The following is a 19,974-nucleotide window of genomic DNA, read 5'->3' on the forward strand; positions in this document are numbered from 1 at the left end:
CATGGGCCACGATATCGGGACGTAGTTCGTTCACGGCCGCAGCAACACCGAGCGACCACTTCGTCCGGTCGATCGGACCGAAATGGGTATCGGTGACGACGACGACTCGGGTGCCGTCCAGCCCCGGGCCGAGTCGCGGCAGGATGACGTCCACATGCTTTATCCGAGGAACTCGCATCGCCTCCCGATTACCCCAGACCAGGAGAGCTGCGGTGACGAAAACGACCGCTGCGGCCACCGACCGTGAGCGAACCGGGTCTTCTACGCCCACGAAGGCAAGTGCGAACCGCGCGATGGTGCCGATCACCGACCACGCGAAGAGCACCCACACGATTCCCAGGATGGAGTCGCCGATCGTACCTGCCCAGTCGAGATGGCGGCGGCCGTGGCTCAATACCAGCGTCACGGGTAGAACTACGAGAGTTGTTGCGAAGGCCGCTGTTCCCAGTACGACCACGGGTGCCGGCCACTGAGTCCCGGACATCACCAGCGTCCACCATGGGACAGCGAAGAGGACCAGCAGCACGGCGACGATCGTCGTGGTGACCGCAAGTGCCCGAAGGGGCCCTGATGAGGTACGCGAATCCGATCGGATCGCCGTATCCGGCGACGGAGTGCTCACCACCTCGATACTAATTCAGTTCTCGAGGGGCTCCGCCGAAGTCAGCGAAGTCGCTCGGCAAGCCGGGCCAGCAATGGCCGCTGGCCGGTGGTCAGCTTGTCGTGCGCGGTTGTCAGATCGAACCATTCGACCCGATCGACCTCGGGGAAAGCGCGGTACTCGCCCGACCGCGGCGGCCATTCCATCTCGAATACCCCCGGCACCACCCGTGCCGGATCGAGCTCGCCCTCGACCGCCCACACCGTGACCTGCTTCTTGCTCCGTCCGCTGCCGTACCGCACTTCACCCAACGCAATCCACTCCCCGTCGGGCACCGGCATACCCAACTCCTCGTCGAATTCGCGGGCCGCGGCGGCGCGGTCCTCTTCGGTCGCCGGCTCGTACTCACCCTTGGGGATCGACCACGCCCCCGAATCCTTACGCGCCCACAGCGGCCCGCCCATATGCCCCAGCAGCACTTGCACCTCCGGATCACGACGAAACAGCAGAACTCCAGCGCTGTACTTCATGGCGTGCAGTCTGCCCGAATGCCTCTCAGCAACCTGAACCGCCGAGAACGAGCCGAGTACGTGACACCCGGGGTGAACCGTCACGGCTACGGGACCGGCTTCGGTTTCAGACCAGCGCCGGTCCGAGTGGCGGAGTTCGAGCGTAGTACGCAGCTTCGTACTCGGACGGGCTCAGATATTCCAGCCGGAAGGCAGGCGAACCGCCGGCGCAGGTTGGCATGCAACGGCGCATCCGTCACGCCGCACGCGCAGGTAAGCGAGGGACCCTCTCGCTCACGGATGGTGCGACTGGGACAACAACGCAGATGACGGAGCAGGAAGTGGTCCCCGATGACGGGGCCTGGCAGCGCATAGCCGACAGGCTGGACGAGATCAGTGCAATCGCCGTCAGCGCGCTGGAGATCGGGAAGCCGTACAAGGACAGCTGCCCGGCGCGTCAGGACGACCGAAGGCCGCGGCGGGTGTGGCGCGATATGTGATGGCTGTCGAGGTCAGATCCCATTCGGGCGGGCCGATGGAAGTTCGCTCCAGTTCGAGGAACGCTGTCGTGCCGTCGTCGGTGGTGGCGACGTTGCCTGTGACTGATCACCGTATCCGTCAGGTGACCACGGCAGCTATGACCGAGAACGCACGTATGCGTGCGTGTGCGGAAGTTCAGGCGACGCTTTCACGTTTAGCAAGGAATTGGTCGAGCAGGTCGAACAGCACTTCGAGGATGCGGATTTCCTCTTCGGGGGTGACGTCTGTGTCAGCGTCGCACTCGGGCAGCGCGATCTGTGTGATCAAGGCCGACCACGCGAGACTGCTCCTGCGATGAAAGTGGTGGGTGAGCAGCCACTCGCGAAAGCCGTCCAGCCCTCGACCTCCAGACCGGCGGGCGGCGTAGTCGTAACCGGCCAGGAAACACGTCGCACCACGAACGGTAGTGAAACCGATGAACATGCCTGGGCGCGTCGCAAACTGCCGTAGGTACTCACGTTCGGTCGGATTGTCCGGGTACGACGGCATCCACCCCTTGCTGCGCCCCCACTCGGCAAAGTGCGCATCGAGGCCTGCTGATCTTTCCACCTCGCTACTTCACCATTTCCGCGGTGATCGTGCATAGACGCCTGAGGCAATGAACGATGAAATATCCCGGATCACCCCCGACGCGGCGATACTTGCGCCGGGCCGGGGCTTTCGGGGACCGATTCATGGCGCTGCCCCTGCTGATACCCCCCTCGACGCCTGATTCCGACGTCCAGCATCTAGAACCGGCCACCTCTTCGTTTCCGTCGCCGACCCCACGACCGCTGGCTGAACACAGGATTTCGCCGACCTTCAGGGCTCAGTCCAGGGCTATCGGGTTCCGGAATTGGCAACCGTCCCAGCCGATCTGAGCGCGGTTGTTCCAGGATTGGGTATTGACCGGCAATGTCCGGCTCTGTTTGTCTGTTTCCGGTTCGTCTCAGGGTAGGCGGGCAGGGCATGGGGGTCGAAATGTTCCTTCCGGTACTACGTTTCACGCGCGTCATGGTCGCTGTTGTGGTGATGCTGGCCGGTATTGCTGCGGTGCTGGTAGTTCCGGCGCCGTTGGCGATGTCGCAGCCTCCGCCTCCACCGCCGGCGGTGGATTGCCGGGCGTTGAGTGGGCAGATCCAGGCGCACACGAACACGATCGCCACGCACAACGCGAGTCCGCCGAACCCGCGCAATGTGCCTGCGGTGCAGGCCTACAACACCCGAGCTCAGCAGCTCAACGCCGAAAAAGACCGGTTGAACGGGCTGGCGCAGCAGTGCCGGGACCAGGGCTTCGACGTCCCGGATGTCGGTGAACAGCCCGCCCCGCGGCCGCAGAATCCCGCGCCCGCGCCACCGGCGCCCGCACCCGCGCCGCCGCCGGCCCCCGCTCCAGCTCCGTCACCGGCGCCACCGGTAGCCGCAGTCCCCGCGCCGCCGACTCCCGCGCCCGGCGGGGGCGCGCCGGGTTTGAGGGCTTCCCCGGCGGCGCCGGCCGCACCGGTGGTCGGTCAGCCGTTGCCTCTTCCGGTCCGGCCCAGCACCGTGGTGTCGAATCCGCGTATCACCCCGGGTAGTGCCTACAGTCCAGCCCCCGCGGGCTTGGGCGCTCCGGCACCGTTGCCGGGCAGTGTGGCCACCAACCCGCGATTCACTCCGGCTCCTGCGCAGCCGTTGCAGGCGCCAGGGTTGAATACCCCGGCGGGGCAGCCCGGGATGACACCGACCCAGCAGGAGTTCTACGCCACCGCCTCACCGTTGCTGGACGCGCTGAAAGCTGTCCCGTTGCCGTCGAACGCCGGTGGTGGGCAGGTGTATCGGCTGCCCGACCTCGACGGCAGCGGCCGATACAGCAACAGCGGACCGGCGCTGTATGTCGGCACGGGTAGCACCCGCGCTTTGGCCGGGCCACTGGACCCGCTCGGTCGGCCCACCGGCTCGTTCGGCTATCTCGATGCGGCCGGCGCCGCGAGCCCCAACACAGGGATCCCGACCATCAATGTCCCCGGCGCCGCCGGCGCTTACCAGCGTGGGCACCTGTGGCCCAACCGATACGGCGGGCCGGGCAACGTTTTACAGTTCCTTGCCCCGGAACTCGGTGCGACCAATGTCGGTGCGATGCGTGTCTATGAGAACCACCTGGGCCGCATAGCCACCGGTGCGGTGCCCGGGATTCCCGCCCAGAACATCTCCTACCTCAAGCTGCCGATCTACATCGACGACAAAGTAGTGCCCGACTATTACCTGCTGATCGCCTGGGGCGATGCAGGATGGAACCTGCCACCGACCTACGTGCAGAACTTTTAGACCGGGAAGGGCACCGATGACCGCGCTCGACGACCTGAGGACCCTGCTACCCCCGCCACCGGGCTACGGCCGCGACTTCGACTGGACCGGGGTCGAAGCCCGGCTCGGCGTCTCCGCACTACCGAACGACTTCAAACAACTGTTCGCCACCTACGGCGACGTGCGGTTCTGCAACGCGCTGCGGCTGTTCCGACCCAGCCGGGAAGCCTACCTCGACCTGGCCGAGGTCACCCTCGCCGCCCGTGAACCCCTGGCCAGCGACGAGTTCGGAGACTTGCCCACCACGGTCCCCGATGGGGTATCGGTCGATCCCGCCACCCTTATCCAATGGGGCGGATCATTCGGCGGCGACTACTGCCTCTGGGATGCCCACGATCCCGACCCTCAACGGTGGAGCCTGGTCTTCACCGACATCGACAAAATCACCTGGGGCTTTCACCCCGGCCCGGTCACCGGCTACCTCCTCGACTGGCTCCACGGCCGAAGCGCACCCATACCGCTGTGGCACCTCGACAACATCCTGTCCCCAGGCACAGCACCATTCTGCGAATTCAACGACCCCGACGACCCTTCCGGCGCCACCATCGCCGAACGCGTCGACGCCACGCAACAGACCTTATGACTGTCCCATCAACAGTTCGACTTGGTTGTAGTCGACGCCGATACCGAGACCGAGGGTGAGTTCGGCGTGACCAGGTCCAGGGCCTTACGGCGAAACTCTTCGGGATAACGCCTTGGCACGAACAAGTCTCCTTCGATGACTTCGTGACAAGGGTCAAGCAAACCAACTCCGGAAAACCGGGGGAACATCGAGCCCGCCGAGGAAGCGGGGATCCTCGATTCCCACACGGGTGTGTCCGGCAGCTAATTCAAGCGCTGACCAGGCAGCGCGGCTCGCCGATAACACAAACCCGACTCCACGGCGCAATAACCCGTGGCAGAAAGAGACCGGCATATAGACGTAGAATTGCCGAGGGAGTTTCTCGTCCAACCGGCGGTTTATTCGGCGGCGCGGCAAGTACTCGTACGCTCGGTTTCGGTGGGCGGCCGCCCTTGTTCCTATCTACCGATCAGTTCGGGAGGTTCGGGTCATGCGAACCGATGGAGACACCTGGGATATCGTGACCGGTGTCGGACTCACTGCGCTAGGAGTGGCGACCTTCCGAGCGCTGGAATCCGCCGCACCGAGTCCACTCATCCAGGACGCTTACGCGGAGCTGTTCGTTCGCGCCGCCGGTGAACCAAAATTCATGGACATTCTGGCGGATCCGCCAACTCTGGCCGGCGCTCCACTCGTACCCGGATTCATGGGGATACGGACCAAATTCTTCGACGAATTCTTCCTGTCGGCCGGCGCGAACGGAATCACACAGGCGGTGATACTGGCCGCCGGGTTGGACACACGGGCGTACCGGCTCGACTGGCCCCCGGGAACAATTGTCTACGAGATCGATCAACCCGATGTGCTCGAGTTCAAGAACCGGGTACTGGCCGAACACTCGGCCACACCGCGCACCGAACACCGCACAGTGGCCGTGGACCTGCGTTCGGACTGGCCGGCCGCGCTGGCAGCGGCCGGAGCGGATCCGGCCGCACCCACGGCGTGGTCGGCCGAAGGCCTGCTGCCGTACCTGCCCGAAGAACTGGAACAGCACTGGCAACGACCGCGGTACCTGTCTGCGGTACGGGACCCTCACTGACATCCATCGTGGGTGACCTGGACTCGATCCAGAACTGGGCGGCCTGCTGACCGGGGGCAGCCAGTTGCTGCCGTTCGGCTTCGAGCCGGGTACCTCTGGTCATCGCAATTCGAGCTGCGCCGAGTGGTCCCGAACCGGCTTACCGACAGAAAATAGGTATTCGCGGGGTTGTTCGGCCGACGTGGTGACGTCGTAGGTCGGTCGACGATGAACCCCGATCATGGCCGGCACGACCACACGGGGTCTCGATGAGCGAACCGAAACAGGAGACGGTAGACCGCATGAGCGGCGACAGACCGGACTGCACGGAAACTCTGCTGATTCTCCGGCGATGTCGCGGATGCGGGAAGGTATACGCACCGCCCGTCGACCGCTGTGTCTCGTGCCTGTCCCGCCGTTTCGGCGGTGTGGCGGTTTCCGGGGCAGGATCGATCGTGTGCTGGCGGGAGCTGGCCTGTCCAATTCGGGCGCAGGCCCAACCGGTGGCGCAGACCGTCGCGATCGTCGAACTCGACGAGGGACCGTGGGTATACGCGACAATCGAAGGGGATCTTCCGCCTGCCGTGTCTCATCGGCCGCGGGTACGGTTCGAGAAGCCCGCCCGCGGGGACAGGTTCCCGGTTTTCGTCGTCGGCACCGGCCGGACTCACTGACCGTGGCAGATACGACGCCGTGCACCCAACCTGCACGGCATACGACCCTATTCGTCACAGAGACTGTGGTGATCGCGGGCACCGCAACCATCGGGTGAGCGTCGCGACTGGGTGCCGCTCACTCCGATCATCGACACCGACACCGACCCGCAAGAATCGTATGTCGCCGGGCTCTGTGGGCGGTCTTTCGTCTGGGACGCCGACGGACTGAACATCTTCGCCACCGGCACGCGAGTGAAAACGCGCTGGATCAGTGGCGAGGATTCGTCGCAGATTGTGGGGCAGGTATTACAGCGCTTACCTGTCGGCGTCGGTCGAGCCGGCGGTGTCGATAATTTCCTCGATAGCAGTCGGATCGTCTGGCGAGATGGCTTGGCGGTGACCGGCGACGCTCCATCGGAACAGGAGCGGGGTCGGAGTTTCCCCAGACTCGTTCGACGACGTCTAGAACGGAACCGCACGGGACTGTGCCCGTCGCCGGCGCGGATTCTGGCCACTCCGGTCGCGAGGACGTCGGCGAATTCGGGACTTATGAGCCGCGCCGGATGAGCGGTGTCATGGACAGTGTGCGACGGCTCGTCCGGCAGCGACCGGATTTGGCAGTTGACTGAACTATATGCCACATCGTTGCAGGTCAAGCGATTTTTGACGCCTTTCCGCGCCGGGCGTGGGGAAAAGGTCGAGCGGGGTCCCTCGAGACTTTCCGTACCGGAAGCCGGTCGGCTGGAGAGGCCCTCGCACGCACTACGGGGCACTTCTGACGGGATCGATATCGGTTATTTCCGAGCTATTGCTATGGCCGTCACGCCGGAGGAGTGTGGGGGCATCGGTGGTGCCACCGGGGTGCTGCCCTGAGCACAGCGGGAGTGAATCGTGTACGCACGTTCTACGACAATTCAAGCGAAGCCCTCCGCGATAGACGCCGGGATCACGCATATGCGCGACCAGGTCATGCCGGCCCTGGAGGCCATGCCTGGCTGTATCGGGATGTCGTTGCTGGTCGACCGGGCGTCAGGTCGCTGCATCGCGACGACATCGTGGGAGTCCGAGGAGGCGATGCGCGGGAGCGCCGATCAGGTACATTCGCTCCGTGACCGCGCCGTCCGGTTGTTCGGTGCCGATTCGGCGCAGGTCGAGCAGTGGGAGATCGGGGCCATGCACCGCGACCATCGCATACGCGAGGGCGCGTGCGCCCAGATCACTTGGGCCCAGGCCGACGATCTGGGCCGGTTCGACGCAGCGGTCGAGACCTACAAGTCCATGGTGGCGTCGCAACTGGAACAGATGCCGGGATTCTGCAGCACAAGCCTGCTGATCGACCGGGCAACCGGACGCGGCGTCGCATGCGAGACGTTCGACAGCTCCGCCGCAATCGAACGCAACCGCGAACAACTCGAGATCCTGCGCCGCGAAGGCACCCGCCAAGCCGGTGTCAACGTGCTCGAAGTCGGCGATTTCGAGATCGCGCTCGCCCATCTGCGCGTCCCCGAGCTGGTCTGAGGGCAGATACGCCGCGACCAACGGCTTGTTCAGAGAATAAGGGTATCGGCCGCTTCCCGGCACCGCTCCGCGGCAGCCGTCGATCGGGCTGAGGGCTCACGGTTTCAGCACCCAACCTTCAGGCGGTGATGACAGCAGGGTCGCTGCAAGGTGCTGCGGAGTGCCGTGCGGTTCAGACCGCGCGGGTAAACAGCAGGCAGCGTGAGCCCCGAACGGATCAGTTGGACGGGCTCTCATCGGCGCTCGGGGCGGGCTGTTGGAGCCATCGCCGGTAGGTTTCGTGCCGGAATTGGTAGGCGGTGCCGTTGACTCGTAGGAGCCCGTTGCGGCGAGCCCAGTCCAGGAACACGGTCGGCCGCGCCGCGAAAATGCCGGTTCTGCGGAAGATGAGCGTCGCGGTGAAGAACCGCCCGGACGCGCGGCCGATCAAAAGCCCGAACGTGGTGGCGAAAACAACCGTGAGCACGGGCCCGGTGGCCAGGTGAGCAGCGGAGGCCGTTGGGTCGTTACTCGCCTCGGCTCTGGAAATGGCCAGTGCCATCAGCGCGCCCGCGGATGTGATTCCGGCAAGTGCTCCGACTATTGCTGCGGCGCGCAGATCGTTGCGGATCAAATGGCGTTCATCGATGGTGTGGCGTAGTTGCTCTTCGGCGTCGGCGGAGAATCCGATCACGAGCATGAACGTCAGCGCGGCGATGATCCCAACGACGAGTCCACTCGAGTGATAACTGCCGAGCAATCTGACAAGGATCCCGACGCCCGCTCCGGCCACCAGACCCAGAGCGAGGCCTTTACGCCACCTGGATCGTTTTGTCGCCTGCCATACCAGACGAGTCGCCGGCACAGTTCTCCTCGACCCGACCACCACACCGACGGCCAGGCCGAATGTCAGTCCGAATGCGGGGCTGTAGATGAGTCCGACCAAGAGTCCGAGGACGATCACGCTCAACGTCAGGTGGAGGGGGGTGGGTATGGATGTGGTGTTCCTTTCGGGCTCGTAAAGAAGCAGTGCGCTCGCAGGGCCGCCGATGAGTAAGGCCGAGAGTCCGGCCGCCATCATGATGAGGACGGCAGCCGTGACTGCGTGCCAAACGCGGCCTCGGGTGGTTCCTGCCAGTTCCCAGATCTCGTCGAGCCGGATCGCGGTGCCGTCACCTCCGGTATTGCGGCGGTGTTCGAGACAGCGGGCCAGCGTCTGCATCCACGTGTGGACGTTGTCGCTGGTGTAGGCGCGGTACCGTTTGTGCTGTTCACGGCCGATGACCGCAGCGGGGATCTGGGCGGCGAACAACAGGTCTTCGACAGCGTCCGGGGTGGCGCAGCCGGTGAGGCGCTCTGCGGTGGTGGGGTCGTGGTGCAGGGCGTTGACGGCGAGCCCGAGCATCCAGGGGGTGTGCAGCGCGGTTGCCAGCGCTGTGCCGGGTTCGGTGCTGATGCGTGTGCTGACCTCGGTCCAGGTTCCGCTGGTCGTGCCGATGGCGTCTCGGTATGCGGTGAGGTATTCACCGACGCGGTCGGGCGGCAGGGGTTGCAGGGCGACCGTCGCCGCGCCGTGCAGGCCGTTGTCAGCGCCCAACTCGCAGAGTTTCCAGAACTCGGTGGTGCGGCATACGACGACGACCGGCGCATTACGCCAGGCTGTGGTGTTGAGGTGGTCCAGCAGAGCGCGGGCCCTCGATCCTCGACTGTCGGGGGTGTCCATCTCGTCGAGGCCGTCGATCACCGGCAGGATCAACCCGTCATCGACCAGCTTGCGCGCCAGCACCGGTCGTAGCTGCGGATAGTCATAGCCCAGCCGGGTGGTCAGCCAGCCGGAGAAATCCTGCTCACCATCCCAGCCCGCGGCATTGACCCGGACAGGCACCGGCTGTTCCGCACGCTGCGCATCGGTGGCACAGTTGCGGCGCGTTTCCAGCAGGCCCAGCACCAGATGGATCGCGGCGACGGTCTTGCCGCTGCCCGGCTCGCCGAGAACGACCAGACGTGGTAGCGGCGGACCGAGCAATTCGTAGTAGGCGGCGATATCGGACACATCAGCGGACTCGATGGTCTCTCCGGACGTCGACCGCGAAACGGTGGTGAACCCGACCCGCATGAACACCCCCGGCCCTCCTCGGAGATCCTCGCGCAGCCGCCTTTCGGTGCTGCGCACTGTCGCGGCCAGCTCATCGGCCCAGCCGGCGACAGTCGCCCGATCGGTCGGCGGCCGCCACCACCGCCACAACGACATCGACGGTTTGATCAACGCGGCCCCTGCCCGCACGAGCCCAACCTCCATACCTGACACACGAAACAGACTGCCACCACCGGCATCTCGGCGCACTGTTCACCGAACTCATGGGCGCATCGTGCCGCAGTTCGTGCTCGTTGCCGACCCGTCCGGGCCGCAGGCCTTCCGTTCCCGCGCTGCGCGAGCGGCCTCGCTCGCAACGGGCGGCGGGATCGCCCTGGTCTGGGCCTACGACGCCGGAGGCTGGGAGGGATCCGACGGCGGCTCTGACGGTGGTTCGGCCGGTGGTGGAGGTGACGGCGACGGAGGTGCAGACGGCGTACCCGCAGGCTCTAGGTCCGACGGTGATTCAGAGCGCGCGGGCGGGTGTCCCCCTGGAGCCGGAGTTGCCTCCTCTTCCTCCATCTCGCCCGAATCTGGACTCGGCGCCCCGCTCGGGTCGCGCTGGCACCCCACGGCATATGGTCGGTGCCGTAGCCCCCCGGATTCGTGGAGACCGAACGGGTGGCGGAACGACTGCACGGCCCCGAAGGTGCCGGCATTCGCGCGCAGAGCCCCCTTCGGAAGGGTCGCACAGCCGGAGGAAATCGCGTCCGCGGTCGTGTATCTGGCATCGCCCGAAGCCACCTGGGCCGCCGGAGCCATTCTCGATGTGAACGGAACTTCCCATCTCCGGCTCGGACGGCTACCCCGGGGCGCACAGGGAGCGGCTTTCCCGCAGTGTGGTCGCTACGGAGCTTCGGGAAATTCCGCCGGAAGTAGTGCGAGGGGGCGGTAGCGAGCAGGATCATTCCTCGTCCGTTGTCTCAGTCGACGAAGATCTGCCCGGCAGGCCGCGTGCCGGTACCCGGCGACGGTTCCAGCGCCGGCGAGCCGAAAGGTCGGGGTCGCCGGGGAGCAGGACGGTGACTCGGACCTGGCCTCCGGCACTGGGTTGCGCGTCGGCGAGTTCTCATCCTCGGCCGCCCGAGTCGATGTCGGGTGTGGAATACCCGCATCGAACTCGCCGGCGGTGCGCCGCCGTACGACGGCCCGGCCGGTAACCCTTCGGCGACCGGTCGGCGCTGCCCGCGTACGCCCCGCCGGCGGGGCGCAGACGCATGCCTGTCCGTAGGGAGGAATAGACTCGAGGTTCTGATGGTTGACACGACAGCATTCATGGTCGTCGACGTGAGGAACCTGCGACAGTGTCCGTGCCGCTGAGCATTCTCGATCTGGTCTCCATCCCCGAAGGCTCAACGGCCCGCGACGGCATCGCTGCCTCGATGGAGGCCGCCCGGACGGCAGACCGACTCGGCTACCGGCGGCTCTGGTTCGCCGAGCATCACAACACCGCCAACCTTGCCGCCAGCGCCACAGCGCTGCTGATCTCTCGAGCCGCCTCGGTCACCGAGCGGATCCGCGTGGGATCCGGCGGTGTGATGCTCCCCAACCATGCGCCGCTCATGGTTGCCGAGCAGTACGGGACCCTCGCCAGTATCTACGGCGACCGGATCGATCTGGGCCTGGGCCGTGCCCCGGGCACGGATATGATGACCGCTCGTGCGGTGAGCCGGTCATCCAGCGAACCGCAGGCATTTGCCGAGCACATCTACGACCTGCAGGGCTGGTTCAGCACAGCCGGAACCGCCCGGAGTGCGCCTATCGTGTCGGCTGTCTCCGCAGGCACCCAGGTCCCCATCTGGGTCCTGGGTTCGACGGTCAACGGTGCCTCCATCGCCGGACAGCTCGGCTTGCCTTTCGCCCTCGCCTCGCATTTTGCGCCCGACCAGCTGGACGAGGCCGTCCGGGTCTACCGGGACACATTCACCGATTCCGCACCCACCGCGCAGATCGCCGAGCCCTACCTGATGGCGGGCATCAACGTCATGGTGGCGCCGACGGACGATGAGGCCGAGCGCGAGTTCACCACGCTCGAACAGATGTTCCTCGATATCCGCAGCGGCCGGCGCCGCAAGCTCCAACCACCCGTCGACCCCGAAGAGCTTGCTGCCCACGGCGGTCGTGATCACACGATGCTGCGTATCAAGGCAGTCGGCGCGCCGCGGACGGTCGTGCGGGAACTGGAGGAATTCGTGGAGCGCACCGGCGCCGACGAGCTCATCACCGTCACCTACGCCTACGACCCCGCAGTGCGGCAGCGGTCCCTGAAGCTTCTTGCCGGCGAGTGGTTCGAGCCGCCGACGGGTGTGCCCAGTTAGCGGGGAATCGAACGCGGACCCGAGGTGGCATCGGCGTCGCGGTAACCTCCCTGGCAGCGTCGACCACCGACCTTCTGGCGTCGGGCACACGGCCGAGCTGCGAATCGCAGACGCGGATGGTCGTATCGAGTGAGTCGCGCCGGAATACTGTAGCGATCCAGCTGTCCAGCGGAATCGCACCGGCGATCCGTCGTCGGTGACGGCCGTTGTGTGGAAAGCCTCGATCTATGGGCGCAGGGTCGTCAGAACCTGTTGTGCGGCATTTGCATGGCCGGCCGCGTCGGCAACGAGGTCCGTCCGACACGTCATCGACGCCCGGCGCAATATCGGCGACGCGGAATCTGGTCCAGATACACGAGCGAACCGACTTCCTCGAGCGCCCCTATTCAGTCCCCGTGACACAGCTGCTGAATCCGGCGATGCCGCGGCGAGCAGCCTCCTGCACACTTTTCAATGCTCCGACATCCGACATCACCGCCCGCAACGACGTTCTCGCGGCCGCATCGGCGACATCGTGCAGTTCATCCCGGCTTTTGCCCTGGGCGTGGAACCGGTATTGAGTCCCCTCGTTCAGGCTCAACGCCGTGCGCGCGAACTCCTCCGGTGACACGTCGATGAACTCGCCGGATGCCACCCCTTCTTCGATAATGCTGCAAAGTCGCGCCGACAACTCGTCATAGTCGCTTTGGAAGTCGCGGAAGACATCCGGCTGTTTCTTCGCTGCTTCTTCCAGATCGTAGAAATTCAGCGGTGCCGTGCACATCTGGATCACATCCCGATGAAGGACGATGTAGAGCCGGACCGCCGCCGGGGAATCGTGGTGCGACAACACCCGTGCCGCCTGTAGCGATGCCCGGTTCTGGTCCATGATCTCCCGCAAGATCTCGTCTTTGGACTTGAACCAGTAATACAGCGACGATTGACCCATGCCCGCCCGCGCCGCGATCGCTCCCATGCGGGTGGCCGCGAAACCTTTTGCCGCGAACAGTTCCGCGGCGGCAGTCAGAATATCGCCGCGAGGGTCGTCCACGACGATTCCACTTCGTCGCGGACGTCCCCCCTGCGATGGCACTCTGGTCATACGGCAATGGTAGATGGTTCTGCCGTGCCGGCGATCATCGATACCTCCGGATCTCATCGGATCTGATTGTGGCCCTCTATGATTCGACATACCGTCGGGGTAGCTTCTGCCGGAATGCCGAACCGACCGACTAACCGGTGGCGGCGAACAGCGCTTCGTAATCCGCCGGTTCCTCCTCGATCACACCGTATTCGACAACTGCCGCCCCGTAGTCGCGCAAGGCCTGACCGTCGTCCTCGGTGGGGAATTTGGGAAAGTTGACCTGGTCGATGATGCCGGCGTCGATGCCCATTTCCGCGACGGCTACCGCGCCGACCCGGTCGGGGTTTTCCTGCGCGAATGTGTTGACTTCGACCATCGCCGCGCGGAAAGCCTTGACGACCTCGGGGTTCGATTCCGCGAACTGCCGCGATGTCGAATAGTAACCGGCTACCTGGTCGGGAAAAGACTGAACGCCGGGGGCGATGATTTGCTTCCAGCCTTTGTTGAGTCCGGGCGTGCGATGCGGCTCCGACACCCATATCGCGTCCACGTCGCCCCGTTCGAGCGCTTCCCCCATATCCGAGAACGGGAGCTGGGTCCACCTCAAGCCCTCATGGCTCACACCCAGTTTGTCGAGGGCGCGGCGGATGTGTACCTCGCCGATATTCTGCAGCGTATTGACCGCGATGTTCTTGCCCGCGAGATCCTTCGGCTCGTCGATTCCGCTGCCGGGGAGTACGAGGACACCGTGGTCGTCTTCGTCGGGTGTGCAGCACGGCGCCCAGGCCGGCTGCACCAGCTGTAACGGCAAGCCGGAATCGATCGCCGCGAGCTGGCTCACCGTATTGGAGTAGCCGAACTGGTTTTCACCACTGAGCACGCTGGGGATCACGGCGGCACCGCCGTCGGCGAAGCTGACTTGTACGTCCAGCCCGTGTTTCTCGAAGATCCCCTCATCGATTCCGACGAACAGCGGGGCACTGAGAATCGCGGGGATTGTCCCCACGTTGACCTGGGCGAGTTCGCCCTCGGCCAACGCGGAATCGGCGCTACCGCCACCGCCGCACGCCGTCAGCACCACGGCGGCCGACGCGACGGCACCATAGCGCACGGCGCGGGAAAGTTGTTCGAACATCGTTACTCCTCATCATTTCGTGTTACGCGCTGACGAGGTTCGCGTCGTTGCGGACCATCTCGCGGATTCGGCCGAAAACGTGGGCGCGCAGGCGCGCGAATTCGGGCAGGGATTTGGTTTCGATCTGATCGCGACGATCCGGCAGGTCGATATCGACGATCTCGGCGACACAACTCGGGGAACGGGTCACGATTGCCACCCGGTGGCTCAGGTACACCGATTCGTCGACGTCGTGCGTCACGAAAAGCACCGTGGTGCCGGTTTCGTCACGCACTCGCAGCAGCAGGTCCTCGAGGTCGGCGCGGGTCTGCGCATCGACCGACGCGAAGGGCTCGTCCATGATGAGAACCGCCGGGCGATACGCGATCGCCCGCGCGATCGCGACCCGCTGCTGCATACCGCCGGACAGTTGGAACGGTTTCTTCTGCGCCGCCTCGGCGAGCCCTACTTCGTCCAGTGCCCGCGCGACTCGCTCCCGGCGGTCGGCCGTGCTGATGCCGTTCTTCATCAGCGGCAGTTCGACATTTTTCGCCACGGTGATCCACGGCAGCAACGAGCGTGCGTAATCCTGGAAGACCACCGCGAAGTCGAGCGGTGGGCCGTCGACGCGCCGGCCCTGGAATGTCACCGAACCGCTCGTCGGCCGGTCGAGACCGGCGATGCACCGCAGCAGAGTCGTTTTCCCGGCGCCGGAGGGGCCGACAATACTGAACAGTTCCCCCTTTTCCACGCTGAACGACATATCGGCTACGGCTGTGAAGCCGCCGCCCTTGACGGGGTATGTCTTTTCCAGATTCGACACGATGAGCATCGGCCGCTGCCTTTCTTGGTAAGTACAACTCGTGCGAGAAGGGAATCCGGCGTCAGTTCGTGCCGGAGCGCCGCGGGTTGCACCATCGCAACAACCGTCGTTCGGTCACGGCGTAGAGGGAGGTCAGGAGGAACCCGAGGATTCCCAGGATCAAGATTCCGGACCACATCGTCAGCAGCTGGAACGTCGCCTGTGCCTGCGTGATGACGAAACCCAGACCCTGCTGGGCGCCGACCATCTCGCTCGTCACCATGAGGATGAGGCTGAGCGGGATCGCGATCCGCACACCGACCAGCACGCGCGGCAGCACCGCCGGGAACACGATGTACAGCTGCCGGCGCAGGCCGCGGATGTGGAACGCCTGCGCCGAGGCCAGCATCGTCGGATCCAGCCGGCGTGCACCGTCGGCGGTACTGAGCAGAACCGGCCAGACACAGCCCAGTGCGATGAGAAAGATCTTCATCTCGTCGCCGACCCCGAACAGCATCATCGCGAACGGGATGAGCGCCGTACTCGGAATCGCCCGGGCGAACTCCAGCGTCGGCGAAACCATGCGTTCGACCACCGCGAGCTGGCCGATCACCAACCCCATCGCGACCCCGGTGACCACCGCTATTGCCAGCCCCGCGCCGAGCGTTGTCAGACTGGCGCGGACATTCGCGAGACCTTCCGGTGTCGTCCAGTACTCGCCCGCCTCGGCGATGATCGCCGACAGGGCGGGGAAATAGACGTTGTCGCTGTTCTCCGACAGCAGGAACCACGCCGCTGCCGCGCCGAGCGCGCCCACGATACCGAGGGCCGTGCGGCCACGTCCCGTGGACAATGCCGCTGTCACTGTCGTCATCGGATCTCCCCCGGTCCCTGCGCCGACAGCAACCGCGTCTCCACGCGGCGCATCAGCGTGTTCAGCACGATCCCGGCGAGACCGCTCAGCACGATGTAGGCGTACATGCGCGCCGGGTCGCCCGCAGACCGCGACATCGTGATCTCGTAGCCGATACCGGGCATCTGGATGATGATCTCGGCGGTGACGACGAGGATGAGGGCCGTCGAGGTGGCCAATCGGATCGCCGTCGCCAGATACGGCAGCATGCTCGGTACCTGGATCCAGCGGATCCGCTGCCACAGCGTGAGGTGGTAGGACCGGGCTGTCTCGAGGGCGACCGGATGCGCCGCCCGCACGCCGGCGATCGCCGGCACCAGCACCTGCCAGAACGCCGCGAAGACCGCGAGGAACAGCGCGCTCTCCGCTCCGGTGCCGATGGTGAGGACCACCAGCGGGATCAGCGCGACCGACGGCACCGGGCGCAAGAATTCGATCACCGGTCGCAGCAGTGCTTCGAAGGGGACGAACAGGCCGAGCACGATCCCCGCCGCGGTGCCGAGGACCACCGCGATGCTCAGGGCCGACAGCCAGGTGCCGACCGTGCTCGCCAACGCCGGCCCCAGCTCCGGGCCGGTCAGTTCCGCGGCCAGGGTGGCCGCGATCTCACTGGCGGGCGGAAAATAGTCGGCCGGCAGGATATCGGCGCGCGTCAGGATTTCCTGCAGGGCGATCAGACCGGCGATGCAGGCCGTGGTCTGTACGCGGCGGCCGAGGGCCAGAGATATGGCGGCCCGCTGCTTCGGCAGCGGGATCGCGGTGACCGCGGTCATGATTCGAACTCCAGGTAGCGGTTGATCTGGAGATTGCCCACGCCGGACCGGTATTCCTTGCGGGTCCGCTCGTAGTCGAAATGCAGCCGGGAATAGTCGACCATCTTGTTCGCGACCGGAATGCGCTGCTCCTGGAAATCCAGCAGCGCCGCGCCGACGTCATCGTGCGTGCTCAGGCATTCCGCCAGCAGCTGGCCGTCGATCAGCGCCTGATTGGCGCCCTGCGCCATCCCGGGATACATCGGATGGGCCGAATCACCGATCAGGGCGACCCGCCCGTCCACCCATCGGGTGAGATGTTGGCGGTAGTGCCCGATTTCGCGGCCGATCACGGTATCGGGTCCGCTGCTCGCAATGATGCGGGGAACGGGGGTGGCGGTCCAGGTGTCGTAGACGCCGCGGAACTCCTCGAACGCGGAGAGTCCCTGGCCGGAGCCGTACCAGTAGGCGTGGGTGGCGTCGATGGGGATCCAGCCGAAATGGCCTTCGGCGCCGAAGACGTCGGCCTGCACACCTGCCGGAACGCCGGCCTGGGCGAGTTCGAAGACGCCCCGCCACCGCACGATCCCCTCGTCGGTGAACTTCGGGGCCTCGCCCAGCATCGCGTTGCGGATCCGCGACCCGATACCGTCCGCGCCGAGCAGCAGATCGCCGGTGGCGCTGCGGCCGTCCTGGAAATGCACGGTGACGTTCCCGGCGGTCTGCGTGTACTCCACCGCGGTGGTGTTGAACTCGATCTCGTGCGGGTCGAGCGCGTCGGCGAGCATGGCGTTCAACCGCCGCCGCCGGGCCCCGGTGATCGGTGCGCCGAGGTCGGTATCCCACGGGCCGACATCGGTATCCGAGGTGAGGGTGCCGTCGCTGTCGAGGGCCCACCATCGCTGCATCGCCGCCGCGAACGACCGGAATTCGGCCCCCAGCCCGAGCCCGTCGATCACCCGGACCCCGTTGGGCCAGATGTTGAGGCCCACACCGGCGGTCCGTAGTTCCGAATCGGCCTCGAAGATCTGGACCTTCCAGCCCCGTTGTTTCAGGTGCAGCGCGGACGATAGTCCCGCGACTCCCCCGCCGCAGATCAATGCTGTTGGCACGATTTCTTCCTTCCGAATCGTTGTGCGGTCCTGGACCGCAACCGGCTCACGGGCGGTCCGGCGACATTCCGTTGAGCCGTTCGAATGCCTTGATGAGGGCGCCGTGATCCAGCCCGCCGTCTCCGGCGGACCGCAGCGCCTGCACGAGCTGGGTGATGACACCGGTGAGCGGTACCGCGAGCCCGGCCTGCTCGGCGGCGGCCAGCGCGATCTTCAGATCCTTGTGGTGCAGGTCCAGGCGGAATCCGGGCGCGAAATCGCGGGCCAGCATCTTCGGCGCCTTCACCTCGAGTACCTTGCTGGCCGCCAGCCCACCGTTGAGTACCGTGAGTGCGGCCGGCACCTCCACACCGGTGCGCCGCAGTAACGACACCGCCTCCGCCACCAGCGCGATATTGCCTGCCACGAGCATTTGGTTGGCGGCCTTCACCAGCTGGCCGGCGCCCGCCGGGCCGACATGGACGGTCGTCGCCGCCAGCGCGCCGAGTACCTCGCCGGCCCGACGCACCGCGTCCTTTTCGCCGCCCATCATCACCGCGAGGGTTCCGGCCACCGCGCCGGCTTCCCCTCCGCTGACCGGTGCGTCGACGAACGCCACGTCCTGCTCCGCCAGGCGCGCGGCGAAATCCCGGGCGGCTTCCGGAGCGATCGTGCTGCAGTCGATGACCAGCGATCCCGGCCGCAGTGTCGTGGCGACCCCGCCGGTACCGAACAACACCTCCCCGACATCGGGAGAGTCCGGAAGCACGGTGATGACGACGTCGGCCTTCTCGCCGACCTGCGCGGGGCCCGTAGCGCCGGCGGCGCCGCGCAGCTCGAGTTGCTCGATCTTGGCTCGCGAGCGGTTGAACACCACCACGTTGTGGCCGGCGTCGACGAGATGGCCCGCCATCGGTGCGCCCATCACACCGAGTCCGATGAATCCGATATTCACAGCCGTCTCCTCAGTACCCGCGCGACAGATCGACGACATTGCGGAATTCGCGGCCGTCGACGAGCCGCCGCAGGTTGTCGGCGAACAGGTCGACCTGGCGGTCGCCCAGTAGCTGGGATGCGTGCGAATCGTGCGGGAACACCTGGGCGCCCGGGGCCTTCCACAGCGGATCGTCGGCCGGTAGCGGTTCGGTGACGTGGCAGTCGATGAGCGCTCCGCTCAGCCGGCCCTGTTCCAGCGCGTCGACGAGTGCGGCGGCATCGTGGATCGCGCCGCGGGCGACATTGGCCACCCAGCCGCCGGGTTTCATCGCCGCCAGCGCCTCGGCATCGACGAGTCCCCGGGTTTCCGGGGTCAGCGGTGCGGCGATCACCAGGTAATCGGATCGGGACAGCGCCTCGTGCAGCCCACTGGTGGGGAATGTCTCGTCGAAACCCGGGACCGCGTTACCGCGACGATTGATCCCGATCGTGCGGATGCCGAGCACCTGCGCGATCGCCGCAGTTCTCGACCCGATATTGCCGGTGCCGAGCACGGTCATGGTGGAACCGTCCAGTTCACGCGCGGGAAGCTCCGTCCAGGCCCGTGCCGCCTGGTTTTCCCAACGTTCCCGCAGCATCTTCGCCTGCGCGAGGATGGCCGCGATAACGGTCTCGGCGATGGCGTTGGCGGCGACGCCGGAAGCATTCGCCAGGACGACGCCCTCGGGCATGATGCCCACGAGGTGCTCGGCGCCGGCGCTCATCGATTGCAGCAGTTTCAGGTCCGGGTTGAACAGCTGTTGCAGTCCGGGCATCTTCAAGATGCCCTGCTCGATTTCGATCTCTTTCTTGGCGCCGCTGGTCTCGACCATGATCGCGTGCGGTGGACGCTGTGGCGAAGTGCCGGCGTTCAATTCCGATACGGGGATATGTTCCAGCCACACATCCTCGGCGACTCCGGTGATCCGGCGCTTCTGCTCGGCGGTCAACCAGATTCCGTCGTCGGGATCCGCGGCGTTCTGTACCGCCTTGGGCAGCCCGGCAACTACGACATTGAGTGACACTCGTCCGTTCTCCTGATCT

The 19,974-nt window shown here is 65.7% G+C and carries 18 protein-coding genes and 2 pseudogenes; 8 read left to right on the top strand and 12 right to left on the bottom strand.

Features of this window, described 5'->3' with window-relative positions:
- Both QH195_RS12385 and QH195_RS12390 read right to left on the bottom strand, forming a co-directional pair.
- Window positions 1–622, bottom strand: a pseudogene (locus QH195_RS12385) (metallophosphoesterase); the annotation flags it as partial.
- Window positions 623–663: 41 nt separating this feature from the next.
- Window positions 664–1,131, bottom strand: a complete 468-nt coding sequence (locus QH195_RS12390; RefSeq protein WP_280435464.1) for an NUDIX domain-containing protein — start codon at window positions 1,129–1,131, stop codon at window positions 664–666.
- A gap of 305 nt (window positions 1,132–1,436) precedes the next feature.
- Here QH195_RS12390 and QH195_RS12395 point away from each other — a divergent pair, with 305 nt between their 5' ends.
- Window positions 1,437–1,610: a hypothetical protein gene (locus tag QH195_RS12395; protein ID WP_280425252.1), complete on the top strand. Its 174-nt coding sequence runs from the start codon at window positions 1,437–1,439 to the stop codon at window positions 1,608–1,610.
- A gap of 175 nt (window positions 1,611–1,785) precedes the next feature.
- Here the strand turns inward: QH195_RS12395 and QH195_RS12400 are convergent, their stop codons facing one another.
- Window positions 1,786–2,199 carry a hypothetical protein gene (locus QH195_RS12400; protein ID WP_280435465.1) on the bottom strand — a complete coding sequence of 138 codons (414 nt, stop codon included), beginning with the start codon at window positions 2,197–2,199 and terminating at the stop codon, window positions 1,786–1,788.
- A 399-nt stretch (window positions 2,200–2,598) separates the two neighbouring features.
- Here QH195_RS12400 and QH195_RS12405 point away from each other — a divergent pair, with 399 nt between their 5' ends.
- The 5 genes and pseudogenes from QH195_RS12405 to QH195_RS12420 all read left to right on the top strand — a co-directional run bounded on the left by QH195_RS12405 (window position 2,599) and on the right by QH195_RS12420 (window position 7,789).
- Complete coding sequence (locus QH195_RS12405; protein WP_280435466.1) at window positions 2,599–3,936, top strand: hypothetical protein; 1,338 nt, start codon at window positions 2,599–2,601, stop codon at window positions 3,934–3,936.
- 16 nt (window positions 3,937–3,952) lie between these two features.
- Entirely contained in the window at window positions 3,953–4,558 is a 606-nt protein-coding gene (locus tag QH195_RS12410) for a hypothetical protein (protein ID WP_280435467.1), read from the top strand.
- Window positions 4,559–5,027: 469 nt separating this feature from the next.
- A pseudogene (locus QH195_RS12415) lies at window positions 5,028–5,573 on the top strand (SAM-dependent methyltransferase); the annotation flags it as partial.
- 344 nt (window positions 5,574–5,917) lie between these two features.
- Complete coding sequence (locus QH195_RS35245; protein WP_432278491.1) at window positions 5,918–6,289, top strand: Zn-ribbon domain-containing OB-fold protein; 372 nt, start codon at window positions 5,918–5,920, stop codon at window positions 6,287–6,289.
- 873 nt (window positions 6,290–7,162) lie between these two features.
- Window positions 7,163–7,789 (top strand): antibiotic biosynthesis monooxygenase family protein, encoded by a 627-nt coding sequence (locus tag QH195_RS12420; protein WP_280435469.1) that lies wholly within the window; start codon window positions 7,163–7,165, stop codon window positions 7,787–7,789.
- A 217-nt stretch (window positions 7,790–8,006) separates the two neighbouring features.
- Here QH195_RS12420 and QH195_RS12425 read toward each other — a convergent pair whose 3' ends face one another.
- Window positions 8,007–10,067, bottom strand: coding sequence for an NACHT domain-containing protein (locus tag QH195_RS12425; protein ID WP_280435470.1), 2,061 nt, complete (start codon window positions 10,065–10,067; stop codon window positions 8,007–8,009).
- A gap of 484 nt (window positions 10,068–10,551) precedes the next feature.
- On the opposite strand from QH195_RS12425, the gene QH195_RS12430 reads away from it, so the two are divergent.
- On the top strand, window positions 10,552–10,797 hold the full coding sequence (locus QH195_RS12430; RefSeq protein ID WP_280435471.1) for an SDR family oxidoreductase: 246 nt from the start codon (window positions 10,552–10,554) through the stop codon (window positions 10,795–10,797).
- A 409-nt stretch (window positions 10,798–11,206) separates the two neighbouring features.
- The gene (locus tag QH195_RS12435; protein ID WP_280435472.1) at window positions 11,207–12,220 is read left to right on the top strand and encodes an LLM class flavin-dependent oxidoreductase; all 1,014 of its coding nucleotides are present in this window, start codon (window positions 11,207–11,209) and stop codon (window positions 12,218–12,220) included.
- A gap of 382 nt (window positions 12,221–12,602) precedes the next feature.
- Here QH195_RS12435 and QH195_RS12440 read toward each other — a convergent pair whose 3' ends face one another.
- The 8 genes from QH195_RS12440 to QH195_RS12475 all read right to left on the bottom strand — a co-directional run bounded on the left by QH195_RS12440 (window position 12,603) and on the right by QH195_RS12475 (window position 19,955).
- Window positions 12,603–13,250 carry a TetR/AcrR family transcriptional regulator gene (locus tag QH195_RS12440; protein ID WP_280425262.1) on the bottom strand — a complete coding sequence of 216 codons (648 nt, stop codon included), beginning with the start codon at window positions 13,248–13,250 and terminating at the stop codon, window positions 12,603–12,605.
- A 181-nt stretch (window positions 13,251–13,431) separates the two neighbouring features.
- Window positions 13,432–14,418 (bottom strand): ABC transporter substrate-binding protein, encoded by a 987-nt coding sequence (locus QH195_RS12445; RefSeq protein WP_280435473.1) that lies wholly within the window; start codon window positions 14,416–14,418, stop codon window positions 13,432–13,434.
- A gap of 22 nt (window positions 14,419–14,440) precedes the next feature.
- Window positions 14,441–15,229, bottom strand: a complete 789-nt coding sequence (locus QH195_RS12450; RefSeq protein ID WP_280435474.1) for an ABC transporter ATP-binding protein — start codon at window positions 15,227–15,229, stop codon at window positions 14,441–14,443.
- A 52-nt stretch (window positions 15,230–15,281) separates the two neighbouring features.
- Window positions 15,282–16,073, bottom strand: a complete 792-nt coding sequence (locus tag QH195_RS12455) for an ABC transporter permease (protein ID WP_280435475.1) — start codon at window positions 16,071–16,073, stop codon at window positions 15,282–15,284.
- Window positions 16,070–16,885 carry an ABC transporter permease gene (locus QH195_RS12460; protein ID WP_280435476.1) on the bottom strand — a complete coding sequence of 272 codons (816 nt, stop codon included), beginning with the start codon at window positions 16,883–16,885 and terminating at the stop codon, window positions 16,070–16,072. The genes QH195_RS12455 and QH195_RS12460 overlap by 4 nt, the downstream gene beginning before the upstream one ends.
- Window positions 16,882–17,976 carry an FAD-dependent oxidoreductase gene (locus QH195_RS12465; protein WP_280435477.1) on the bottom strand — a complete coding sequence of 365 codons (1,095 nt, stop codon included), beginning with the start codon at window positions 17,974–17,976 and terminating at the stop codon, window positions 16,882–16,884. The genes QH195_RS12460 and QH195_RS12465 overlap by 4 nt, the downstream gene beginning before the upstream one ends.
- Before the next feature lie 46 nt (window positions 17,977–18,022).
- Window positions 18,023–18,910 carry an NAD(P)-dependent oxidoreductase gene (locus QH195_RS12470; protein ID WP_280435478.1) on the bottom strand — a complete coding sequence of 296 codons (888 nt, stop codon included), beginning with the start codon at window positions 18,908–18,910 and terminating at the stop codon, window positions 18,023–18,025.
- Between the two features lie 10 nt (window positions 18,911–18,920).
- The gene (locus tag QH195_RS12475; protein WP_280425269.1) at window positions 18,921–19,955 is read right to left on the bottom strand and encodes a D-2-hydroxyacid dehydrogenase; all 1,035 of its coding nucleotides are present in this window, start codon (window positions 19,953–19,955) and stop codon (window positions 18,921–18,923) included.
- Window positions 19,956–19,974 lie beyond the last annotated feature (19 nt).

The sequence above is a fragment of the Nocardia carnea genome (assembly GCF_029868855.1).
In the GTDB taxonomy this organism is placed as follows: Bacteria; Actinomycetota; Actinomycetes; order Mycobacteriales; family Mycobacteriaceae; genus Nocardia; species Nocardia carnea_A.